Source organism: Streptomyces sp. NPDC051243 (genome assembly GCF_044455405.1).
Lineage (GTDB): Bacteria > Actinomycetota > Actinomycetes > Streptomycetales > Streptomycetaceae > Streptomyces.
The window spans coordinates 161,221-180,263 of sequence record NZ_JBITES010000012.1; the positions used below are offsets into that span (position 1 = coordinate 161,221).

Sequence of the window (19,043 nt, forward strand, 5' to 3'; positions counted from 1 at the left end):
TAGCGCCCCGGGCTGTAGGGACCGGTTGACTTCGGGACCTAGTAGCCGAAGTCCTGCGTCCACCAAGGCCCGCCGGAGCCGAAGTGCACCCCGACCCCCAGCGTCTTGAAGTCGCAGTTCAGGATGTTGGCCTTGTGGCCCGGGCTGTTCATCCAGGCCTCCATCACGGCGGCGGCGTCGGACTGGCCGCGGGCTATGTTCTCGCCGCCCAGGTCGGTTATGCCGGCCTTGGCGGCCCGGTCCCACGGGGACGCCCCGTCCGGGTCGGTGTGGTCGAAGAAGCCCCGCTCGGCCATCGCCTCGCTGAAGTCCTGGGCCAGGTCCGTCAGCGCGCTGTTGGCGGAGAGGGCGCTGCAGCCCACCTGCGCGCGCTCCTCGTTGACGAGCTTCAGCACCTCGGCCGCGGCGACGGCCTCGGCGGACACCGCCACGGAGTCGCCGGGCTTTTGCGTCTCCTTCTCGGGCTTCCTCTCCGGCGCCTTCGTGGCCGTACGGGAGGGAGTTTCCTTCGGCTTCGCGCTGGGCGTCGCGGACGGCTTCTTCGACGGGGTCTTCGTCGGCGCGGACGACGTCTTCGACGGGGCCGGGGAGGCGGGCCGCTCGACGTCGCGGCTCGTCGAGCCGCCGTCCTCGTGACCCTCGGCGCTGCCGGAGGTGCCGCCCTGCTCGCTGGGGAGGTTGGTCGGGGTGTCCGCGGCCTGCACCTTGTCCGTGCCGCTGCCCCCGCCGAGCTGGTAGTTCTCGATGCCGGGCACGACGCCGGCGGCGACCGCGACCGTGCCGATGGCGACCGCAGCGGAGACGCCGAGCAGTCCGGTCTTCACCGGCGCGGCGGCCTTCTTCTTGCGGCGGCGGTGCGAGGCGTTCCCGGGGCGGCGGGAGCCGGCGTCGGGCGTGAAACCGTCGCTCCGGAAGGCGACCGTGGCTGTCGCGTCGTCGCTCGGGAACGTTGTCGGGTCGGTGAACCGGTCGTAGTCGTCGTCCGTAGCGAAGAGATAGGCGTCACTCTTCGCGTAGGCCTCGGCGTACGCCTCGGGGTTCAGATAGGGCGCGATGCCCATCGTGGGGCGGTCGCTCGCGTACGAGTCCCGGGAGTCATGGCTCTCCGTATAGGAGCCGTCCGTATGGGTGACCCCCGTGGCGCGGCCCCTGGCGGCGCGGCCGGCGGCGGAGCGTCGGTGGCGTCCCATGTTCTGGCCTTCCTCGTCCGTGCGGTCTCAAGATCCCCACAGAACTCACTCGATCGTGTGAGTTTCATATGGGATTCATTGGGTGGGGACGGTACCGCATGGCGCCCGGGGAGGAAGTGCCCGGAGAGACATTGGCCCGTTAGGTTGCACTCATGAGCGAGGATGTACGGCTGGTCGCCTGGGTGCGTGGACGCGTCCAAGGTGTGGGTTTTCGCTGGTTCACGCGGGCCAAGGCGCTCGAGATCGGCGGCCTGAGTGGTTTTGCTCTCAATTTGGGCGACGGCAGGGTCCAGGTGGTCGCGGAGGGCCCGCGGGAGGGCTGTGAGGGACTTCTGGACTGGCTTCAGGGCGCCGACACGCCCGGGCGGGTGGACGGTGTCACCGAGATCTGGGACACACCTCGCGGGGGTTACGACGGCTTCGCCATCCGCTGAGCCGGTTCTGTAAAGCGGGCCTGGCACAAGCGGAGGGATCTGCCACCGGCAACTGCCCCGAGCAGAAATGAGCAGGTGGTTGCCAAGAACCCCCTTGCAGTGGCAGGCTCCGCAGGCAAGGATGATCGGCACGCCCTGAGGGGCCCGCAGGAGTCGCAGCACCGCCGCTTTCCGGCCGTGCGCCCCCGGGTTTCCCACCGATACGGGGCGTGATCGTGTTGACCGTCAAACTTTTTGGTGAGACGCTGAAAGCCCCGCGCACCTTAGCTGTTTGGCATGGCTGAACGGCAGCACAACTCCAGGCCTGCCAAGCAACCGCGGGTGCGAATCCCTCACGACCCACACCGCTTCGGTCGGTCACTCAGTGTGGAGGACCATCCATCATGGCAAAGGCGCTTCTCGGTTACGTCGGCGGCTCCGACCCTCGACTCCTCGCCGAGATGCGACGGCTCCAGCAGCGTGTCCAGGACCTGGAATCCGAGCTCGTACGGATCCAGGCGGAGAACGACGCGCTGACGGCTGCCGCTTCTCACGACAGGATCATGGAGAGCATCGACGCACACCAGGCGGAGCCTGCGCTCACCTGATCACTGCATCGCTCCACGACAGCACCAGCAGTGGTTGGGCCGCCCGTATCAACCGCAAAGTTCAACCGCTAAGTTGTCAAACGGCTGGCCAGTCAGCCGAAAGAAGTTGCAAGGGACGCTTCGGCGTCCCTTCTTTCTTGCCCCCGTCTTAATGCCCCACGCATTCTTTCACTCTCTTTAACGTCTGGTGTGCCCTGCACGTTCACCGGTGAAACCGTGGGTTCATGGAGCGAGACATCCCCGGAAGGTAGAGTCCAGCGGCGTGCACCTCAAGGCCCTGACCCTCCGCGGGTTCAAGTCGTTCGCCTCGGCGACCACGCTCCGGTTCGAGCCGGGGATCACGTGTGTCGTCGGACCGAACGGCTCGGGCAAGTCCAATGTCGTGGACGCGCTCAGCTGGGTCATGGGTGAGCAGGGTGCCAAGTCGCTGCGCGGCGGCAAGATGGAGGACGTCATCTTCGCCGGCACCACCGGCCGCCCGCCGCTTGGCCGCGCCGAGGTGTCGCTGACCATCGACAACTCCGACGGGGCGCTGCCCATCGAGTACTCCGAGGTCACCATCACGCGGATCATGTTCCGCAATGGCGGCAGCGAGTACCAGATCAACGGCGACACCTGCCGCCTCCTGGACATCCAGGAACTCCTCTCCGACTCCGGCATCGGCCGCGAGATGCACGTCATCGTCGGCCAGGGCCAGCTCGACTCCGTCCTGCACGCCGACCCCATGGGTCGTCGCGCCTTCATCGAGGAGGCGGCCGGTGTCCTCAAGCACCGCAAGCGCAAGGAGAAGGCCCTTCGCAAGCTGGACGCGATGCAGGCCAACCTCGCGCGCGTGCAGGACCTGACGGACGAGCTCCGAAGGCAGCTCAAGCCGCTCGGCCGCCAGGCGGCGGTCGCCCGGCGGGCCGCCGTGATCCAGGCCGACCTGCGCGACGCCCGCCTCCGTCTCCTCGCCGACGATCTCGTACGGCTGCGCGAGGCGCTCCAGGCCGAGGTCGCCGACGAGGCCGCGCTGAAGGAGCGCAAGGAGGCCGCCGAGCAGGAGCTGAAGAAGGCGCTGCAGCGCGAGGCACTCCTGGAGGACGAGGTACGGCAGCTCACGCCGCGCCTCCAGCGGGCCCAGCAGACCTGGTACGAGCTGTCGCAGCTGGCCGAGCGGGTGCGCGGCACGATCTCGCTGGCCGACGCGCGCGTGAAGAGCGCGACGTCCGCGCCGCCGGAGGAACGCCGGGGCCGCGACCCCGAGGACATGGAGCGCGAGGCCGCCCGGATCCGGGAGCAGGAGGCCGAGCTCGAAGCGGCCCTGGAGGCGGCCGAGCGGGCCCTGGAGGACACGGTCGCCCACCGTGCCGAACTCGAACGCGAGCTCGCCCTCGAGGAGCGGCGCCTGAAGGACGTCGCCCGTGCCATCGCCGACCGCCGCGAGGGGCTCGCCCGGCTGAACGGGCAGGTCAACGCGGCGCGCTCACGGGCCGCCTCGGCACAGGCCGAGATCGACCGCCTGGCCGCCGCGCGCGACGAGGCCCAGGAGCGGGCCTTCGCCGCCCAGGAGGAGTACGAGGCGCTGAAGGCCGAGGTCGACGGCCTGGACGCCGGTGACGCGGAACTGGGCGAGCAGCACGAGGCGGCGAAGCGGCAGCTCGCGGAGGCGGAGGCCGCCCTGTCCGCAGCCCGCGAGGCGGCCACGGCCGCGGAACGGGGTCGCGCCGCGACCCAGGCCCGCCACGAGGCGCTGGCGCTGGGCCTGCGCCGCAAGGACGGGACCGGAGCGCTGCTCGGCGCGAAGGACCGCCTCACGGGACTACTGGGCCCGGCCGCGGAGCTGCTCACGGTGACGCCGGGCTACGAGGTACCGCTGGCGGCGGCTTTCGGGGCGGCGGCGGACGCGATCGCGGTGACGTCAGCTTCGGCGGCGGCCGATGCGATCAGGCTGCTGCGGAAGCAGGACGGGGGACGGGCGTCGCTGCTGCTGGCGGGAACGCCGGAGGATGCAGCGCCCCAAAGGGACGCGGGGAACTGCGCGACCAGCCACGACGAACCCGCGGACGCCCGACAAACCTACGCCGCTGATCTCGTTCGCGCCCCCGCCGACCTCATGCCCGCGATCCGCCGCCTCCTCCACGGCATCGTCGTCGTCCCCACCCTCGAAGAAGCCGAAGACCTCGTCTACGCCCACCCCGACCTCACCGCCGTCACCGCCGAAGGCGACCTCCTCGGCGCCCACTTCGCGCACGGCGGCTCCGCAGGCGCCCCCAGCCTCCTCGAAGTGCAGGCCTCCGTGGACGAGGCCGCCGCCGAGCTGGAAGAGCTGGCCGTCCGCTGCGAAGAGCTCACCGAGGCCCAGCACGCGGCGACCGAGCGCCGCAAGGCATCCGCCGCGCTCGTCGAGGAGCTCGGAGAGCGTCGCCGCGCGGCCGACCGAGAGAAGTCGGCCGTAGCCCAGCAGCTCGGCCGCCTCGCCGGCCAGGCACGAGGCGCTGCGGGTGAAGCGGAGCGCTCCGTCGCCGCCGCCGCACGCGCGCAGGAGGCGCTGGACAAGGCCCTCCAGGAGGTCGAGGAGCTGGCCGAGCGGCTCGCCGTGGCCGAGGAGATGCCGATCGAGGAGGAGCCGGACACATCGGTACGGGACCGTCTGGCGGCCGACGGGGCGAACGCCCGCCAGACCGAGATGGAGGCCCGCCTCCAGGTCCGTACGCACGAAGAACGCGTCAAGGGACTCGCCGGCCGCGCCGACTCCCTCGACCGCGCCGCTCGAGCGGAGCGCGACGCACGCGCGCGTGCCGAGCAGCGGCGGGCGCGGCTGCGCCACGAGGCGGCCGTCGCGGAGGCCGTCGCCTCCGGTGCCCGCCAACTCCTCGCGCACGTCGAGGTCTCGCTCGCCCGCGCCGACGAGGAGCGTGCCGCCGCCGAGGCCGCCAAGGCCCGCCGCGAGCAGGAACTCACCGCCGCCCGCAACCAGGGCCGCGACCTCAAGGCCGAACTCGACAAGCTGACCGACTCCGTCCACCGCGGCGAGGTCCTCGGCGCCGAGAAGCGGATGCGGATCGAGCAGCTGGAGACCAAGGCGCTGGAGGAGCTGGGCGTGGAGCCGGCGGGGCTCGTCTCCGAGTACGGCCCCCATCAGCTCGTGCCGCCCTCCCTGGCCGCCGAGGGCGAGCAGCTCCCCGAGGACCCCGAGCACCCGCGCAATCAGCCCAGGCCGTTCGTCCGGGCCGAGCAGGAGAAGCGGCTCAAGGCCGCCGAGCGGGCCTACCAGCAGCTCGGCAAGGTCAACCCGCTCGCGCTGGAGGAGTTCGCGGCACTGGAGGAACGGCACAAGTTCCTCAGCGAGCAGCTCGAGGACCTGAAGAAGACCCGCGCCGATCTGCTGCAGGTCGTCAAGGAGGTCGACGAGCGTGTCGAGCAGGTCTTCACCGAGGCGTACCGGGACACGGCCCGGGAGTTCGAGGGCGTGTTCAGCCGGCTGTTCCCCGGTGGTGAGGGCCGGCTGATCCTGACCGATCCCGACAACATGCTCACCACCGGTGTCGACGTCGAGGCGCGTCCGCCCGGCAAGAAGGTCAAGCGGCTGTCGCTGCTCTCGGGTGGTGAGCGCTCACTCACCGCGGTGGCGATGCTGGTGTCGATCTTCAAGGCCCGGCCGAGCCCGTTCTACGTCATGGACGAGGTCGAGGCCGCCCTCGACGACACGAACCTGCAGCGGCTGATCCGCATCATGCAGGAGCTGCAGGAGGCGTCGCAGCTGATCGTGATCACGCACCAGAAGCGCACGATGGAGGTCGCCGACGCGCTGTACGGCGTCTCCATGCAGGGTGACGGTGTGTCGAAGGTCATCAGCCAACGGCTTCGCTGAGGCGTCTCTTCATTCAAGAGTTGAACACATTCCCCTCACCTTGAGCCTTTAAGGTCACACTCCCATCTCTTGACTTCGAAACTTGAAGGCATAGGGTCATCGACGTTGCTTTTGCCTTCACCCGGCAGCGTTGCCGGTGCCCGAGGAGTACACGTGACCAGCACAGCGCAGGCACCCACAGGAGCCAGGACGGCTCACCCCGAACATCTCGGGCACGTCGTCTTCATCACCGCGGCGGCCGCCATGGGCGGCTTCCTGTTCGGTTATGACAGCTCTGTCATCAACGGAGCCAACGGCGGCATCCAGGGCCGGTTCGACCTCAGCTCCGGTGTCACCGGAACCGTCGCCGCCAGTGCCCTGCTCGGCAGCGCACTGGGCGCCGCGATCGCCGGCCGCATAGCCGACCGCATCGGCCGCATCCGTGTCATGCAGATCGCGGCGGTGCTGTTCGCCGTGAGCGCCGTCGGTTCCGGGCTCCCGTTCGCCGCGTGGGACCTCGCCGCCTGGCGTGTCCTCGGCGGCATCGCCATCGGCATGGCCTCCGTCATCGGCCCCGCCTACATCGCCGAGGTCGCCCCGCCCGCCTACCGCGGCCGGCTCGCCTCGTTCCAGCAGGCGGCCATCGTCATCGGCATCGCCGTGTCGCAGCTGGTCAACTGGGCCATCCTGAACATGGCCGACGGCGAGGAGCGCGGCGTCATCGCGGGCCTCGAGGCCTGGCAGTGGATGCTCGGCGTGATGGTCCTGCCCGCCATCGTCTACGGGCTGCTGTCCTTCGCCATCCCCGAGTCCCCGCGCTTCCTCATCAGCGTCGGCCGTATCGACGACGCGAAGAAGGTCCTCGCCGACGTCGAGGGCGACGTGGACCTGGACAGCCGGGTCGCCGAGATCGACCGGGCCATGCGCAGCGACCACAAGTCGACGTTCAAGGACCTGCTGGGCGGCCGGTTCGGTCTGCTGCCGATCGTGTGGATCGGCATCGGCCTCTCCGTCTTCCAGCAGCTGGTCGGCATCAACGTCATCTTCTACTACTCGAACCTGCTGTGGCAGTCGGTGGGCGTGGACCCGTCGAGCTCGTTCTTCTACTCGTTCGAGACCTCGATCATCAACATCATCGGCACCGTGATCGCGATGATCTTCGTCGACCGCATCGGACGCAAGCCGCTCGCCCTGATCGGCTCCGTCGGCATGGGCATCTCGCTGGCGGCGGCCGCCTGGTCCTTCTCCTTCCAGAACGGCAACGACCCGCTGCCGACCGCGCAGGGCTATGTGGCGCTGATCGCCGCCAACGCCTTCGTCCTCTTCTTCGCCCTGTCCTGGGGTGTGGTCGTCTGGGTCATGCTCGGCGAGGTCTTCCCGAACAAGATCCGCGCCGCCGCCCTGGGCGTGGCCGCCTCGGCCCAGTGGATCGCCAACTGGCTGATCACGATCACCTTCCCGGATCTCTCGGACTGGAACCTGTCGCTCACCTACGTCATGTATGCGGTGTTCGCCTTCCTCTCCATCCCCTTCATCCTCAAGTTCGTGCCCGAGACCAAGGGCAAGAAGCTGGAGGAGATGGGCTGAGCCTCAGAAAAGGGCTTCCCGAACTCGGGGAGAAGGGCCAAGTCCCCGCTGCCCCTCTCCCCGTAACCCGCCGCCGCCCCGGCTCGGCCACTGCCCGAGCCGGGGCGGCGGTTCTTCGAACGGCACGGAAGGAAACCCGGCGGACGGTGAGCGACCGCGCGCGTCCATCGGACCACCGGGTCAGTCCCCGAGCCGAGGCAGCACCGCCTCCCCGAACAACCGCAGACTCCGCCACCCCTCTTCCACCGGCATCCCGCCCGACAACGGATGCAGTACGTAGTTGTCGAACCCCAGCGCCACACACTCCTCAGGCGTCACGATCCGGTACACGCCCTCGGCGCGCAGCTCCTCCACCGTCGTGGCCCCCGACTTCACCGCCGAGCGGATGTCCCCGGACTGCCAGGACGCGTACGTCCGGGCCTCGTGCAGGAAGTGGCCGCCGTACTCGGCCCACACCCGGTCGGGGTCCTCGGCGATGTGCAGCAGCGGCGTCTCGGCGGCCGGCATCATCGTCCAGCCCTCGGTGCCGTACTCGACGAGCCGCTCCTTGTAGTACGCCTCCAGCTCCGGCAGATGCGCGCTGGGGAAGAACGGCAGGCCCAGCCGGGCGGCCCGGCGCGCGGCGGCCTTCGAGGACCCGCCGACCAGGAGCAGGGGGTGCGGGTCGGTGAACGGACGCGGGGTGATCCGTACCGTACGGCCGCGGTACTCGAACTCCTCACCGGTCCACGCCTTCAGCAGCGTGTCCAGCAACTCGTCCTGGAGCTCGCCGCGCCGCTTCCAGTCGATGTCGAAGAGGGCGTACTCCTCGGGCCGGTACCCGATCCCGGCGACCGTGACCAGCCGGCCGCCGCTCAGCAGATCCAGTACGGCGATCTCCTCGGCCAGGCGCAGCGGGTCGTGCAGCGGGCCGATGATCGCCGAGACGGTGACCGCGATGCGCCGCGTCGCGCCGAAGACCGCCGCCGCGAAGGTGAAGGGGGAGGGGAGCCAGTTGTTCTCGGCGCCGTGGTGCTCCTCCGTCTGCACGGTGGTGATGCCGTGCTCGTCCGCGTACGCCGCCATCTCCAGGGCGGCTCGGTAGCGGGCGCTCAGCGAGGCCGGGGTCGCGTCGGGCTGGACGAGGTTGAAGCGTACGACCGTGACGGGCATGGGGGTCCCCCTTCACCGGGCGGGTGTGAAGGCGGACGTTAGCTGACGGTGTGTCAGACATCCAGAGGGGTGTCGCCGGCCTCCATGGCCGATACTGGACGGGTTATGGACATCGTCATCCTTGCTGTAGTCATCGCCGTGGTCGTGCTCGGCGCGCTCGGCGGGCTCATCGTCGGCAGCCGGCGAAAGAAGCCGCTGCCTCCGCCGCCCCCGGCCGCCCCCGACATCACCGCCCCTCCGGCCGAGCCGCACGTCGGCGACGAGGCCGAGACACCGCGCGACGAAGAGCGCCGGACGATAGAGGAGGTGGATCTGCCAGGCGGCTCGACCGGGGTCGCCGTCGAGGAACCGCCCGTCGTCGAGGAACTCCCGCCGACCGCGATCGAGGTCCCCGAGCCCACCGCCGGCCGTCTCATCCGGCTGCGCGCCAGGCTCTCTCGCTCCCAGACCGCCCTGGGCAAGGGCCTGCTCACGCTGCTCTCGCGCGAGCACCTGGACGAGGACACCTGGGAGGAGATCGAGGACACCCTCCTCACCGCCGACGTGGGCGTGCAGCCCACCCAGGAGCTGGTCGAGGGTCTGCGCGAGCGCGTGAAGGTCCTCGGCACCCGCACCCCCGAGGAGCTGCGCGGCCTGCTGCGCGAGGAGCTGCTCAAGCTGGTCGGCACCGACATGGACCGCACGGTCAGGACCGAGCCGGAGACCAGCAAGCCCGGCATCGTGATGGTCGTCGGCGTCAACGGCACCGGCAAGACCACCACCACCGGCAAGCTCGCCCGCGTCCTCGTGGCCGACGGCCGCAGCGTGGTCCTGGGCGCCGCCGACACCTTCCGGGCCGCCGCCGCCGACCAGCTGCAGACCTGGGGCGAGCGGGTCGGCGCCTACACCGTGCGCGGGCCGGAGGGCGGCGACCCCGCTTCCGTCGCCTTCGACGCGGTGAAGGAGGGCAAGGAGATGGGGACGGACGTCGTCCTCATCGACACCGCCGGGCGCCTGCACACCAAGACCGGCCTCATGGACGAGCTCGGCAAGGTCAAGCGGGTCGTCGAGAAGCACGCGCCGCTGGACGAGGTGCTGCTCGTGCTGGACGCCACCACGGGCCAGAACGGCCTGGTCCAGGCCCGTGTCTTCGCCGAGGTCGTCGACATCACCGGCATCGTGCTCACCAAGCTCGACGGCACCGCGAAGGGCGGCATCGTCGTCGCGGTGCAGCGTGAGCTGGGCGTGCCGGTGAAGCTGGTCGGGCTGGGCGAGGGTGCCGACGATCTGGCGCCGTTCGAGCCGGAGGCGTTTGTTGACGCCCTTATCGGGGAGTGACACCCACCCATCAGCATCGGTATGTGGTTCGAAGAAGCGCCCGCCTCCCAAGGTGCAGTTGGGGGACGGGCGCTTCGCTGTGTACGACTGTGACTGCCGCGCTCCTTGTTACGCCCGCGACCGATGCGCCACATACGCCAGCGTCCCCAGCAACAACCGCGCCGCCGGCGGCTTCGTCGCCGTGTCCAGTGCGGGCGGTCGTAGCCAGCGCACCGGGCCGAGCCCGCCCCGGTCGGACGGCGGAGCCGTGATGTGCGTACCGGGGCCGAGGCCGCGCAGGTCGAGGTGGGTGGGGTCGTCCCAGCCCATGCGGTAGAGGAGCTCGGGGAGTTCGGCGGCGGCGCCGGGGGCTACGAAGAAGTGGGCGCGGCCTTCGGGGGTGGCGGTGACCGGGCCGAGCGGGAGGCCCATCCGCTCCAGCCGGGTCAGCGCGCGGCGCCCGGCCGGCTCGGCCACCTCGATCACGTCGAACGCCCGCCCGACCGGCAGCATCACCGCGGCGCCCGGAAACTCCGACCACGCCTTGGCGACCTCGTCGAGCGTGGCCCCGGCACGGACCTCCGGTGCGAAGTCGAGGGGGTGTGCGCCGGGCGTGCCGCAGTCCGAGCGGCCGCACGAACAGGCGCCCGCCGCGGTTCGCGCGCCGGGCACCACGTCCCAGCCCCACAGCCCGGTGAACTCGGCGACGGAGGTGCACTCCGAGGAGCGGCCGCGTCGTCGCGAGCCGGATCGGATCTCCCGGATGCCGCCGATCGTGAAGCCCATGCCCCCTCCAACGGGTCCAGCGCGCCCGTGGTTACGGCGCGAATGCGAGTCGTGACCCTGTGTGTTCCTTGGCGGCCGGTTACCCGGTGACGCCGCCCGGTTCACGTGGCGCTCGGATGCATCTCGGGTCGCGGACTCGGCGATACACGCCCCTGGGTGCTTCGCTACGCCCACTCCCGGCCGTCCTATGTCAAGTGAATCGCGTAGACGCCACCGTTAGTTCATTCGAAGGGGTGGCGAATGGTGGCGATTCCGGGATCGCCATGGCTGGGGGCGTGATCGTAGGATTACCGTGAGTGCACGGAACCCCGGGGCACATGCACTCGTGGGTATGCCGGGGGCAAGTCGGCTTTCCGTTCGAAGGGTGAGAACTGCCGGACGGGTGACCGTATCTACCGGCATTCTGATAGGGCTTGGCGCACTCGGTGACAAGTGGTCCAAGGGATGGGGGCGTTCCAGTGAGCGGCAACAGCGGAAGCGGTACGAGTGCTGGTGGCGCATCGCACGCTGACAAGCGCCCCAACGAGCTGCTCGCGTCCTGGTTCGTGCGCAGCGGCTGGTCGAAGGGCGAACTGGCCCGCCAAGTCAACCGCCGAGCCCGTCAGTTGGGCGCCAACCACATCTCCACGGACACCTCGCGGGTACGGCGCTGGCTGGACGGTGAGAACCCGCGCGAGCCGATCCCGCGGATCCTGTCCGAGCTGTTCTCCGAGCGGTTCGGCTGCGTCGTCTCCGTCGAGGACCTCGGCCTGCGCGCCGCCCGTCAGTCACCCTCCGTGTCCGGTGTCGACCTGCCCTGGACGGGCCCGCAGACGGTGGCCCTGCTGAGCGAGTTCTCGCGCAGCGACCTGATGCTGGCGCGGCGCGGCTTCCTCGGGACCTCGCTGGCCCTGTCCGCCGGCCCGTCCCTCATCGAGCCGATGCAGCGCTGGCTGGTCCCCGCGCCGCCCGCGCCGTACCAGGAGCCGGGGCCCGTCCCGTCCTCACGCGCGCGTGGCCGGCTGTCCAAGCCCGAGCTGGACCTGCTGGAGTCCACCACCGTGATGTTCCGGCAGTGGGACGCCCAGTGCGGCGGCGGGCTGCGCCGCAAGGCGGTCGTCGGCCAGCTGCACGAGGTGACCGACCTGCTCCAGGAGCCGCAGCCCGAGGCCACCACCCGCAAGCTGTTCAAGGTCGCCGCCGAGCTGGCGGAGCTGGCCGGCTGGATGTCCTACGACGTCGGGCTCCAGCCGACGGCACAGAAGTACTTCGTCCTCGCCCTGCACGCCGCCAAGGAGGCGGGCGACCGGCCGCTCGGCTCGTACATCCTCTCCAGCATGAGCCGCCAGATGATCCACCTGGGCCGGCCCGACGACGCCCTGGAGCTGATCCACCTCGCGCAGTACGGCAGCCGGGACTGCGCGAGCCCGCGCACCCAGTCGATGCTGTATGCGATGGAGGCCCGCGCCTACGCCAACATGGGCCAGCCCGGCAAGTGCAAGCGGGCGGTCCGGATGGCCGAGGACACCTTCGCCGAGGCCGACGAGTGGGACGAGCCGGACCCCGACTGGATCCGCTTCTTCTCCGAGGCCGAGCTGTACGGCGAGAACTCCCACTCCTACCGCGACCTCGCCTATGTCGCCGGCCGCAGCCCGACGTACGCCTCGCTGGCCGAGCCGGTGATGCGGCGGGCCGTGGACCTGTTCGCGAAGGACGGCGAGCACCAGCGGTCGTACGCACTGAACCTCATCGGCATGGCCACGGTCCATCTGCTGCGGCGCGAGCCCGAGCAGAGCGCGGTCTACGCCGAGCAGGCCATGCACATCGCCAAGAAGGTGCGCTCCGAGCGCGTCAACACTCGTATTCGAAAGACGGTCGACACCGCCGCCCGCGACTTCGGGGATCTCGCCGAGGTCGTGGACCTCACCGACAAGCTCGCCGTGGAGCTCCCGGAGACCGCGGAGGCGGTCTGACCGACCCGGGCGAAACCCGGAAACCCCAGAACCCCGGCCGCGGCCGGCCCTCCCGAACTGCCCGACTCGGCTCCCCCATGCCAGGTCATCGGAAGGCCGACCGCGGCCGGTTCCATTTCCCTCAGTGAAGGTTGCGCCACGATAACGATCGGGCAGCGCAACATCTCGGAGTTCATCAACGCGTAACACGCAGGGCGCCTTCGTCACGGCCGCGAAACAACGAGGGGCTTCCACCGAAACCGCGCTGCGTCAATCTCGTGGCGCATAACCGGCCCACCCCTCAATCCGCTCAGGCTTCGCCCGCACGGGGCCGTACCAACCACGAGGAGACGCCGATGGCTCCAGCCATCATGATGGCGGCAGACAAGGTAGAGCTGTCGCCCGCCAACACAGGTTTCATGCTCATCTGTTCCGCCCTGGTGATGCTCATGACCCCGGGCCTGGCCTTCTTCTACGGAGGCATGGTCCGCGTCAAGAGCACCCTGAACATGCTGATGATGAGCTTCATCAGCCTGGGAATCGTCACCATCCTGTGGGTGTTGTTCGGCTTCTCTCTCGCCTTCGGTAAGGACTCCGGCAGCCTCATCGGCTGGACCTCCGACTGGGTCGGCCTCAGCGGCGTCGACAAGGGCGACCTGTGGGTCCTGGGCGAGACGACGTACAACATCCCGCTGCTGGTCTTCTTCGTCTTCCAGCTGATGTTCGCGATCATCACGCCCGCCCTGATCAGCGGCGCTCTCGCGGACCGAGTGAAGTTCTCGGCCTGGGCGCTGTTCATCGCGCTGTGGGCCACGGTCGTCTACTTCCCCGTCGCCCACTGGGTCTGGGCCGACGGCGGCTGGGCCTTCGACCTGGGCGTGATCGACTTCGCCGGTGGTACGGCGGTTCACATCAACGCCGGTGCCGCGGCGCTCGGTGTGATCCTCGTGATCGGCAAGCGCGTCGGCTTCAAGAAGGACCCGATGCGTCCGCACAGCCTCCCGCTGGTCATGCTCGGCGCGGGCCTGCTGTGGTTCGGCTGGTTCGGGTTCAACGCCGGCTCCTGGCTGGGCAACGACGACGGCGTCGGCTCGCTGATGTTCGTCAACACGCAGGTCGCCACCGCTGCCGCCATGCTGGCCTGGCTCATCTACGAGAAGATCCGCCACGGCGCGTTCACCACGCTGGGCGCCGCCTCCGGTGCCGTCGCCGGTCTGGTTGCCATCACCCCGTCCGGTGGTGCGGTCTCCCCGCTCGGCGCGATCGCCGTCGGCGCCGTCGCCGGTCTGCTGTGCGCCATGGCCGTCGGCCTCAAGTACAAGCTCGGCTACGACGACTCGCTCGACGTCGTCGGCGTCCACCTGGTCGGCGGTGTCGTCGGCTCCCTGCTGATCGGTTTCTTCGCCAGCGGCAAGGGCCAGTCCGACGTCGAGGGCCTCTTCTACGGCGGCGGCCTGACCCAGTTCTGGAAGCAGTGCGCCGGTGTCTTCGTGGTCCTCGCCTACTCCCTGATCGTGTCCGCGCTCCTCGCCTTCATCCTCGACAAGACCATCGGTATGCGGGTCTCCGAGGACGACGAGGTGGCCGGCATCGACCAGGCCGAGCACGCCGAGACCGCATACGACTTCAGTGGCGCCGGTGGCGGTGCCGCCAAGACCGTCGCGGCCCCGGCCGCCGCGGCCGCGAGCAAGAAGGTGGACGCATGAAGCTCATCACCGCTGTCGTCAAGCCCCACCGGCTCGACGAGATCAAGGAAGCCCTCCAGGCCTTCGGAGTACACGGCCTGACGGTCACCGAGGCGAGCGGCTACGGTCGTCAGCGGGGCCACACCGAGGTCTACCGCGGTGCCGAGTACACCGTCGACCTGGTCCCGAAGATCCGTATCGAGGTCCTGGCCGAGGACGACGACGCCGAGCAGCTGATCGACGTCATCGTCAAGGCCGCCCGCACCGGCAAGATCGGTGACGGCAAGGTCTGGTCCCTGCCGGTCGAGACGGCCGTACGGGTCCGGACCGGCGAGCGCGGTCCCGACGCGCTCTGACAGAAGAAGAACAGGAGCTGCTGGGTGTCGAGTACGGACGTGCACAACGAAGCAGAGAACTCGGGACCCAGCGGCTACGCGGCGGCCCGGCTGCGCCTCCTCACCGAGGGGGCGCGGTCCGGGCCGCCGCGCCGTTCCGCCCTCGCCGAGCTGACCGACGAGTGGCTGACCGGCCTGTTCGCGGCCGGTGCCGAAGGGCTGCGCGGCGTCTCCCTGGTCGCCGTCGGCGGCTACGGCCGCGGCGAGCTGTCCCCGCGCAGCGACCTCGACCTGCTCCTGCTGCACGACGGGGGCGACAGCAAGGCGGTGGCCGCCCTGGCCGACCGCATCTGGTACCCGGTCTGGGACCTCGGCCTCGCCCTCGACCACTCCGTGCGCACGCCGGCCGAGGCCCGCAAGACGGCCGGCGAGGACCTCAAGGTCCAGCTGGGCCTGCTGGACGCCCGGCACATCGCGGGCGACCTGGGACTTACGGCCGGACTGCGGACGGCGGTCCTGGCCGACTGGCGCAACCAGGCGCCCAAGCGCCTGCCCGAACTCCAGGAGCTGTCCGCCGAACGCGCCGAGCGCCAGGGCGAGCTGCAGTACCTCCTGGAACCCGACCTCAAGGAGGCGCGCGGCGGGCTGCGGGACGCCACCATCCTGCGCGCCGTCGCCGCGTCCTGGCTGGCCGACGCCCCGCGCGAGGGCCTCGACGACGCCCGGCGCCGGCTCCTCGACGTGCGTGACGCCTTGCACCTCACCACCGGGCGCGCGACCGACCGGCTGGCCCTGCAGGAGCAGGACCAGGTCGCCGCCGAACTCGGGCTGCTCGACGCCGACACCCTGCTGCGGCAGGTGTACGAGGCGGCGCGCGTCATCTCGTACGCAAGCGACGTCACCTGGCGCGAAGTGGGGCGCGTGCTGCGATCACGCGCCGTACGGCCCCGGCTGCGCGCCATGCTGGGCGGCGGGAAGCCGCCCGCCGAGCGCTCTCCGCTGGCGGAGGGAGTGGTGGAGCAGGACGGCGAGGTGGTGCTCGCCCGTGCCGCGCGCCCCGAACGCGACCCCGTACTCCCACTGCGCGCCGCGGCCGCCGCCGCACAGGCCGGACTCCCGCTCTCCCTGCACGCCGTCCGGCGCATGGCGGCCACGGGGCGCTCCCTGCCCACGCCGTGGCCCGCCGAGGCCCGCGAGCAGCTCGTGACCTTGCTGGGCTCCGGCCGCCCCACCGTCGACGTCTGGGAGGCGCTGGAGGCCGAGGGTCTGATCACCCGCTTCCTCCCCGACTGGGAGCGCGTGCGCTGCCGCCCGCAGCGCAACGCCGTGCACGTCTGGACCGTCGACCGGCACCTCATCGAGACGGCCGTCCGCGCCTCCGAGTTCACCAGGCGCGTCCACCGCCCCGACCTTCTCCTGGTCGCCGCGCTGCTGCACGACATCGGCAAGGGCTGGCCCGGCGACCACTCGGTGGCCGGCGAGATCATCGTCAAGGACGTGGCCGCGCGCATCGGCTTCGACCGCGACGAGGTGACGGTGCTCTCCACTCTCGTACGCCATCACCTGCTCCTGGTCGAGACGGCGACCCGGCGTGACCTGGAGGATCCGGCCACCGTGCGCTCGGTCGCCGAGGCGGTCGGCTCGCAGGGCACCCTGGAGCTGCTGCACGCCCTGACCGAGGCGGACGCCCTGGCCACGGGCCCGGCGGCGTGGTCGTCCTGGCGTGGCTCGCTCGTCGCCGACCTGGTGAAACGGGTCGCGGCCGTGCTCGCCGGGGACGACCCGGACGAGCCCGAGGCGGCCGCGCCCACCGCCGAGCAGGAACGGCTCGCCATCGAGGCGATGGCGACCGGCAGCCCCGTACTGTCACTGCGCGCCCAGACCGAACCGCCGGCCGAGGACCAGCCCTCGGGCGACCCGGAGCCGCTGGGCGTGGAACTCCTCATCGCCGTACCGGACCAGCCGGGCGTGCTGCCCGCGGTGGCCGGCGTGCTGGCGATGCACCGCCTGACCGTCCGCACCGCCGAACTGCGCGCCCAGGACCTGCCCGACGGCGTCGAGGGCTCCGTCCTGCTGCTGAACTGGCGGGTCGCCGCCGAGTACGGCTCCCTGCCGCAGGCCGCCCGGCTGCGCGCCGACCTCGTACGGGCCCTGGACGGCTCCCTGGACATCGCCGGCCGCCTCGCCGAGCGGGACGCGGCGTATCCGCGCCGCCGGGGAGTCGTACCGCCACCGCCCAGGGTGTCGGTCCACCCGGCCGCCTCCCGGCTGGCCACGGTGATCGAGGTCCGGGCCCAGGACGCGCCGGGGCTGCTGTTCCGGATCGGCCGGGCGCTGGAGGACGCGAGCGTGCGGGTGCGCAGTGCGCATGTCAGCACGCTGGGCGCCAACGCGGTCGACGCGTTCTATGTCACAGGGCCCGAGGGCGCCCCGCTGCCCGGCGAGGAGGCGGCCGCCGTGGCGCGCAAGCTGGAGGAGACGTTGCGGGGCTAGGGCCCTGCCCGAAGAACCCCGGGGGGAGCGGGTGCCGGGGCCCGCGACGCCGACCTGATCCGAAGGACAGGCCCTGAACCGGGGATCCCGGCAACCTGCGCAGCCGGGATACCCTGGAGGGCGATTCCCAGCTGCCACCGACCCCGAGGACCGCGAGCGCCGTGTTCGATACTCTCTCCGATCGCCTCTCAGCGACTTTCAAGAACCTGCGCGGCAAGGGACGGCTCTCCGAGGCGGACATCGACGCCACCGCGCGCGAGATCCGCATCGCGCTCCTCGAAGCGGACGTGGCGCTGCCTGTCGTCCGGACGTTCATCAAGAACGTCAAGGAGCGCGCCCTCGGCGCCGAGGTGTCCCGCGCGCTGAACCCGGCCCAGCAGGTCCTGAAGATCGTCAACGACGAGCTCGTCACGATCCTCGGTGGCGAGACCCGTCGTCTGCGGTTCGCCAAGCAGCCGCCGACCGTGATCATGCTGGCGGGTCTGCAGGGTGCCGGTAAGACCACCCTCGCGGGCAAGCTCGGCCGCTGGCTGAAGGAGCAGGGCCACTCCCCGCTGCTGGTCGCAGCCGACCTCCAGCGCCCGAACGCCGTCAACCAGCTCAGCGTCGTCGCCGAACGGGCCGGTGTCGCGGTCTTCGCGCCGGAGCCGGGCAACGGCGTCGGTGACCCGGTCAAGGTCGCCAAGGACTCCATCGAGCACGCCAGGGCCAAGGTCCACGACATCGTGATCGTGGACACCGCCGGCCGCCTGGGCATCGACCAGGAGATGATGCAGCAGGCCGCGGACATCCGGGACGCGGTCTCGCCGGACGAGATCCTGTTCGTCGTCGACGCGATGATCGGTCAGGACGCCGTCAACACCGCGGAGGCCTTCCGCGACGGCGTCGGCTTCGACGGCGTGGTGCTCTCCAAGCTCGACGGCGACGCCCGCGGTGGTGCGGCCCTGTCGATCCGGCAGATCACCGGCAAGCCGATCATGTTCGCGTCGAACGGCGAGAAGCTCGACGACTTCGACGCCTTCCACCCGGACCGGATGGCCTCCCGCATCCTCGACATGGGTGACCTGCTCACCCTGATCGAGCAGGCGGAGAAGACCTTCGACCAGGCCGAAGCCCAGAAGATGGCCGAGAAGCTGGCCTCCAAGAAGGGCCAGGACTTCACCCTCGACGACTTCCTGGCCCAGATGGAGCAGGTCAGGAAGATGGGCTCCATCAGCAAGCTGCTCGGCATGCTCCCGGGCATGGGCCAGATCAAGGACCAGATCAACAACCTGGACGAGCGGGACGTCGACCGTACGGCCGCCATCATCAAGTCGATGACGCCGGGCGAGCGCCAGGACCCGACGATCATCAACGGCTCGCGCCGCGCCCGTATCGCCCGAGGTTCGGGTGTCGAGGTCAGCGCGGTGAAGAACCTCGTCGAGCGGTTCTTCGAGGCCCGCAAGATGATGTCCCGGATGGCCCAGGGCGGCGGCATGCCCGGTATGCCGGGGATCCCGGGCATGGGCGGCGGCCCCGGCCGCACCAAGAAGCAGCCGAAGAAGGCCAAGGGCAAGCAGCGCTCCGGCAACCCGATGAAGCGCAAGCAGCAGGAGCAGGAGGAGGCCGCCCGCCGGGCCGCCGCGGCTCAGGGCGGCGGCGCCTTCGGGCTGCCGGGTCAGCAGGCCGGGCAGGACTTCGAGCTGCCGGACGAGTTCAAGAAGTTCATGGGCTGACGGTTCGTTTCGTACGACCG

At 70.4% G+C, this 19,043-nt stretch carries 13 protein-coding genes; 10 read left to right on the forward strand and 3 right to left on the reverse strand.

The features are described 5' to 3' along the window. Positions 1 to 38 precede the first annotated feature (38 nt). On the reverse strand, positions 39 to 1,190 hold the full coding sequence (locus ACIBAG_RS29780) for a CAP domain-containing protein (RefSeq protein WP_399109169.1): 1,152 nt from the start codon (positions 1,188 to 1,190) through the stop codon (positions 39 to 41). A 152-nt stretch (positions 1,191 to 1,342) separates the two neighbouring features. On the opposite strand from ACIBAG_RS29780, the gene ACIBAG_RS29785 reads away from it, so the two are divergent. The 4 genes from ACIBAG_RS29785 (at position 1,343) to ACIBAG_RS29800 (ending at position 7,630) form a co-directional block, all read left to right on the forward strand. Continuing rightward, positions 1,343 to 1,624, forward strand: coding sequence for an acylphosphatase (locus ACIBAG_RS29785; protein WP_399109171.1), 282 nt, complete (start codon positions 1,343 to 1,345; stop codon positions 1,622 to 1,624). 383 nt (positions 1,625 to 2,007) lie between these two features. After that, positions 2,008 to 2,211, forward strand: coding sequence for a hypothetical protein (locus ACIBAG_RS29790; protein WP_058922942.1), 204 nt, complete (start codon positions 2,008 to 2,010; stop codon positions 2,209 to 2,211). A gap of 262 nt (positions 2,212 to 2,473) precedes the next feature. Beyond that, entirely contained in the window at positions 2,474 to 6,064 is a 3,591-nt protein-coding gene (gene smc, locus ACIBAG_RS29795; protein WP_399109174.1) for a chromosome segregation protein SMC, read from the forward strand. A gap of 153 nt (positions 6,065 to 6,217) precedes the next feature. Beyond that, positions 6,218 to 7,630: a sugar porter family MFS transporter gene (locus ACIBAG_RS29800; RefSeq protein WP_399109177.1), complete on the forward strand. Its 1,413-nt coding sequence runs from the start codon at positions 6,218 to 6,220 to the stop codon at positions 7,628 to 7,630. A 180-nt stretch (positions 7,631 to 7,810) separates the two neighbouring features. On the opposite strand, the gene ACIBAG_RS29805 is transcribed toward ACIBAG_RS29800, so the two are convergent. Then, the gene (locus tag ACIBAG_RS29805) at positions 7,811 to 8,782 is read right to left on the reverse strand and encodes an LLM class flavin-dependent oxidoreductase (RefSeq protein WP_399109179.1); all 972 of its coding nucleotides are present in this window, start codon (positions 8,780 to 8,782) and stop codon (positions 7,811 to 7,813) included. Positions 8,783 to 8,887: 105 nt separating this feature from the next. On the opposite strand from ACIBAG_RS29805, the gene ftsY reads away from it, so the two are divergent. Then, positions 8,888 to 10,099, forward strand: coding sequence for a signal recognition particle-docking protein FtsY (ftsY, locus tag ACIBAG_RS29810; RefSeq protein ID WP_399109180.1), 1,212 nt, complete (start codon positions 8,888 to 8,890; stop codon positions 10,097 to 10,099). A 108-nt stretch (positions 10,100 to 10,207) separates the two neighbouring features. On the opposite strand, the gene ACIBAG_RS29815 is transcribed toward ftsY, so the two are convergent. Continuing rightward, positions 10,208 to 10,864, reverse strand: coding sequence for a bifunctional DNA primase/polymerase (locus ACIBAG_RS29815; RefSeq protein ID WP_399109181.1), 657 nt, complete (start codon positions 10,862 to 10,864; stop codon positions 10,208 to 10,210). 458 nt (positions 10,865 to 11,322) lie between these two features. Here ACIBAG_RS29815 and ACIBAG_RS29820 point away from each other — a divergent pair, with 458 nt between their 5' ends. The 5 genes from ACIBAG_RS29820 to ffh all read left to right on the forward strand — a co-directional run bounded on the left by ACIBAG_RS29820 (position 11,323) and on the right by ffh (position 19,023). Then, entirely contained in the window at positions 11,323 to 12,816 is a 1,494-nt protein-coding gene (locus ACIBAG_RS29820) for a hypothetical protein (protein WP_399109182.1), read from the forward strand. A gap of 335 nt (positions 12,817 to 13,151) precedes the next feature. Beyond that, positions 13,152 to 14,501 (forward strand): ammonium transporter, encoded by a 1,350-nt coding sequence (locus ACIBAG_RS29825; RefSeq protein WP_399109184.1) that lies wholly within the window; start codon positions 13,152 to 13,154, stop codon positions 14,499 to 14,501. Continuing rightward, positions 14,498 to 14,836 (forward strand): P-II family nitrogen regulator, encoded by a 339-nt coding sequence (locus tag ACIBAG_RS29830; protein ID WP_003997576.1) that lies wholly within the window; start codon positions 14,498 to 14,500, stop codon positions 14,834 to 14,836. The genes ACIBAG_RS29825 and ACIBAG_RS29830 overlap by 4 nt, the downstream gene beginning before the upstream one ends. Positions 14,837 to 14,860: 24 nt before the next feature. Beyond that, positions 14,861 to 17,308, forward strand: coding sequence for a [protein-PII] uridylyltransferase (locus ACIBAG_RS29835; RefSeq protein ID WP_399109185.1), 2,448 nt, complete (start codon positions 14,861 to 14,863; stop codon positions 17,306 to 17,308). A 161-nt stretch (positions 17,309 to 17,469) separates the two neighbouring features. Then, a complete protein-coding gene (gene ffh, locus ACIBAG_RS29840) occupies positions 17,470 to 19,023 on the forward strand; it encodes a signal recognition particle protein (protein WP_399109187.1) in 1,554 nt (517 codons plus the stop codon). Positions 19,024 to 19,043 lie beyond the last annotated feature (20 nt).

What these genes read in the sequence shown, in the direction of transcription:
- ACIBAG_RS29780 (WP_399109169.1), bottom strand. Translation starts at nt 1,190, where the DNA reads ATGGGACGCCACCGACGCTCCGCCGCCGGCCGCGCCGCCAGGGGCCGC.
- ACIBAG_RS29785 (WP_399109171.1), top strand. Translation starts at nt 1,343, where the DNA reads ATGAGCGAGGATGTACGGCTGGTCGCCTGGGTGCGTGGACGCGTCCAA.
- ACIBAG_RS29790 (WP_058922942.1), top strand. Translation starts at nt 2,008, where the DNA reads ATGGCAAAGGCGCTTCTCGGTTACGTCGGCGGCTCCGACCCTCGACTC.
- ACIBAG_RS29805 (WP_399109179.1), bottom strand. Translation starts at nt 8,782, where the DNA reads ATGCCCGTCACGGTCGTACGCTTCAACCTCGTCCAGCCCGACGCGACC.
- ftsY (WP_399109180.1), top strand. Translation starts at nt 8,888, where the DNA reads ATGGACATCGTCATCCTTGCTGTAGTCATCGCCGTGGTCGTGCTCGGC.
- ACIBAG_RS29815 (WP_399109181.1), bottom strand. Translation starts at nt 10,864, where the DNA reads ATGGGCTTCACGATCGGCGGCATCCGGGAGATCCGATCCGGCTCGCGA.
- ACIBAG_RS29825 (WP_399109184.1), top strand. Translation starts at nt 13,152, where the DNA reads ATGGCTCCAGCCATCATGATGGCGGCAGACAAGGTAGAGCTGTCGCCC.
- ACIBAG_RS29830 (WP_003997576.1), top strand. Translation starts at nt 14,498, where the DNA reads ATGAAGCTCATCACCGCTGTCGTCAAGCCCCACCGGCTCGACGAGATC.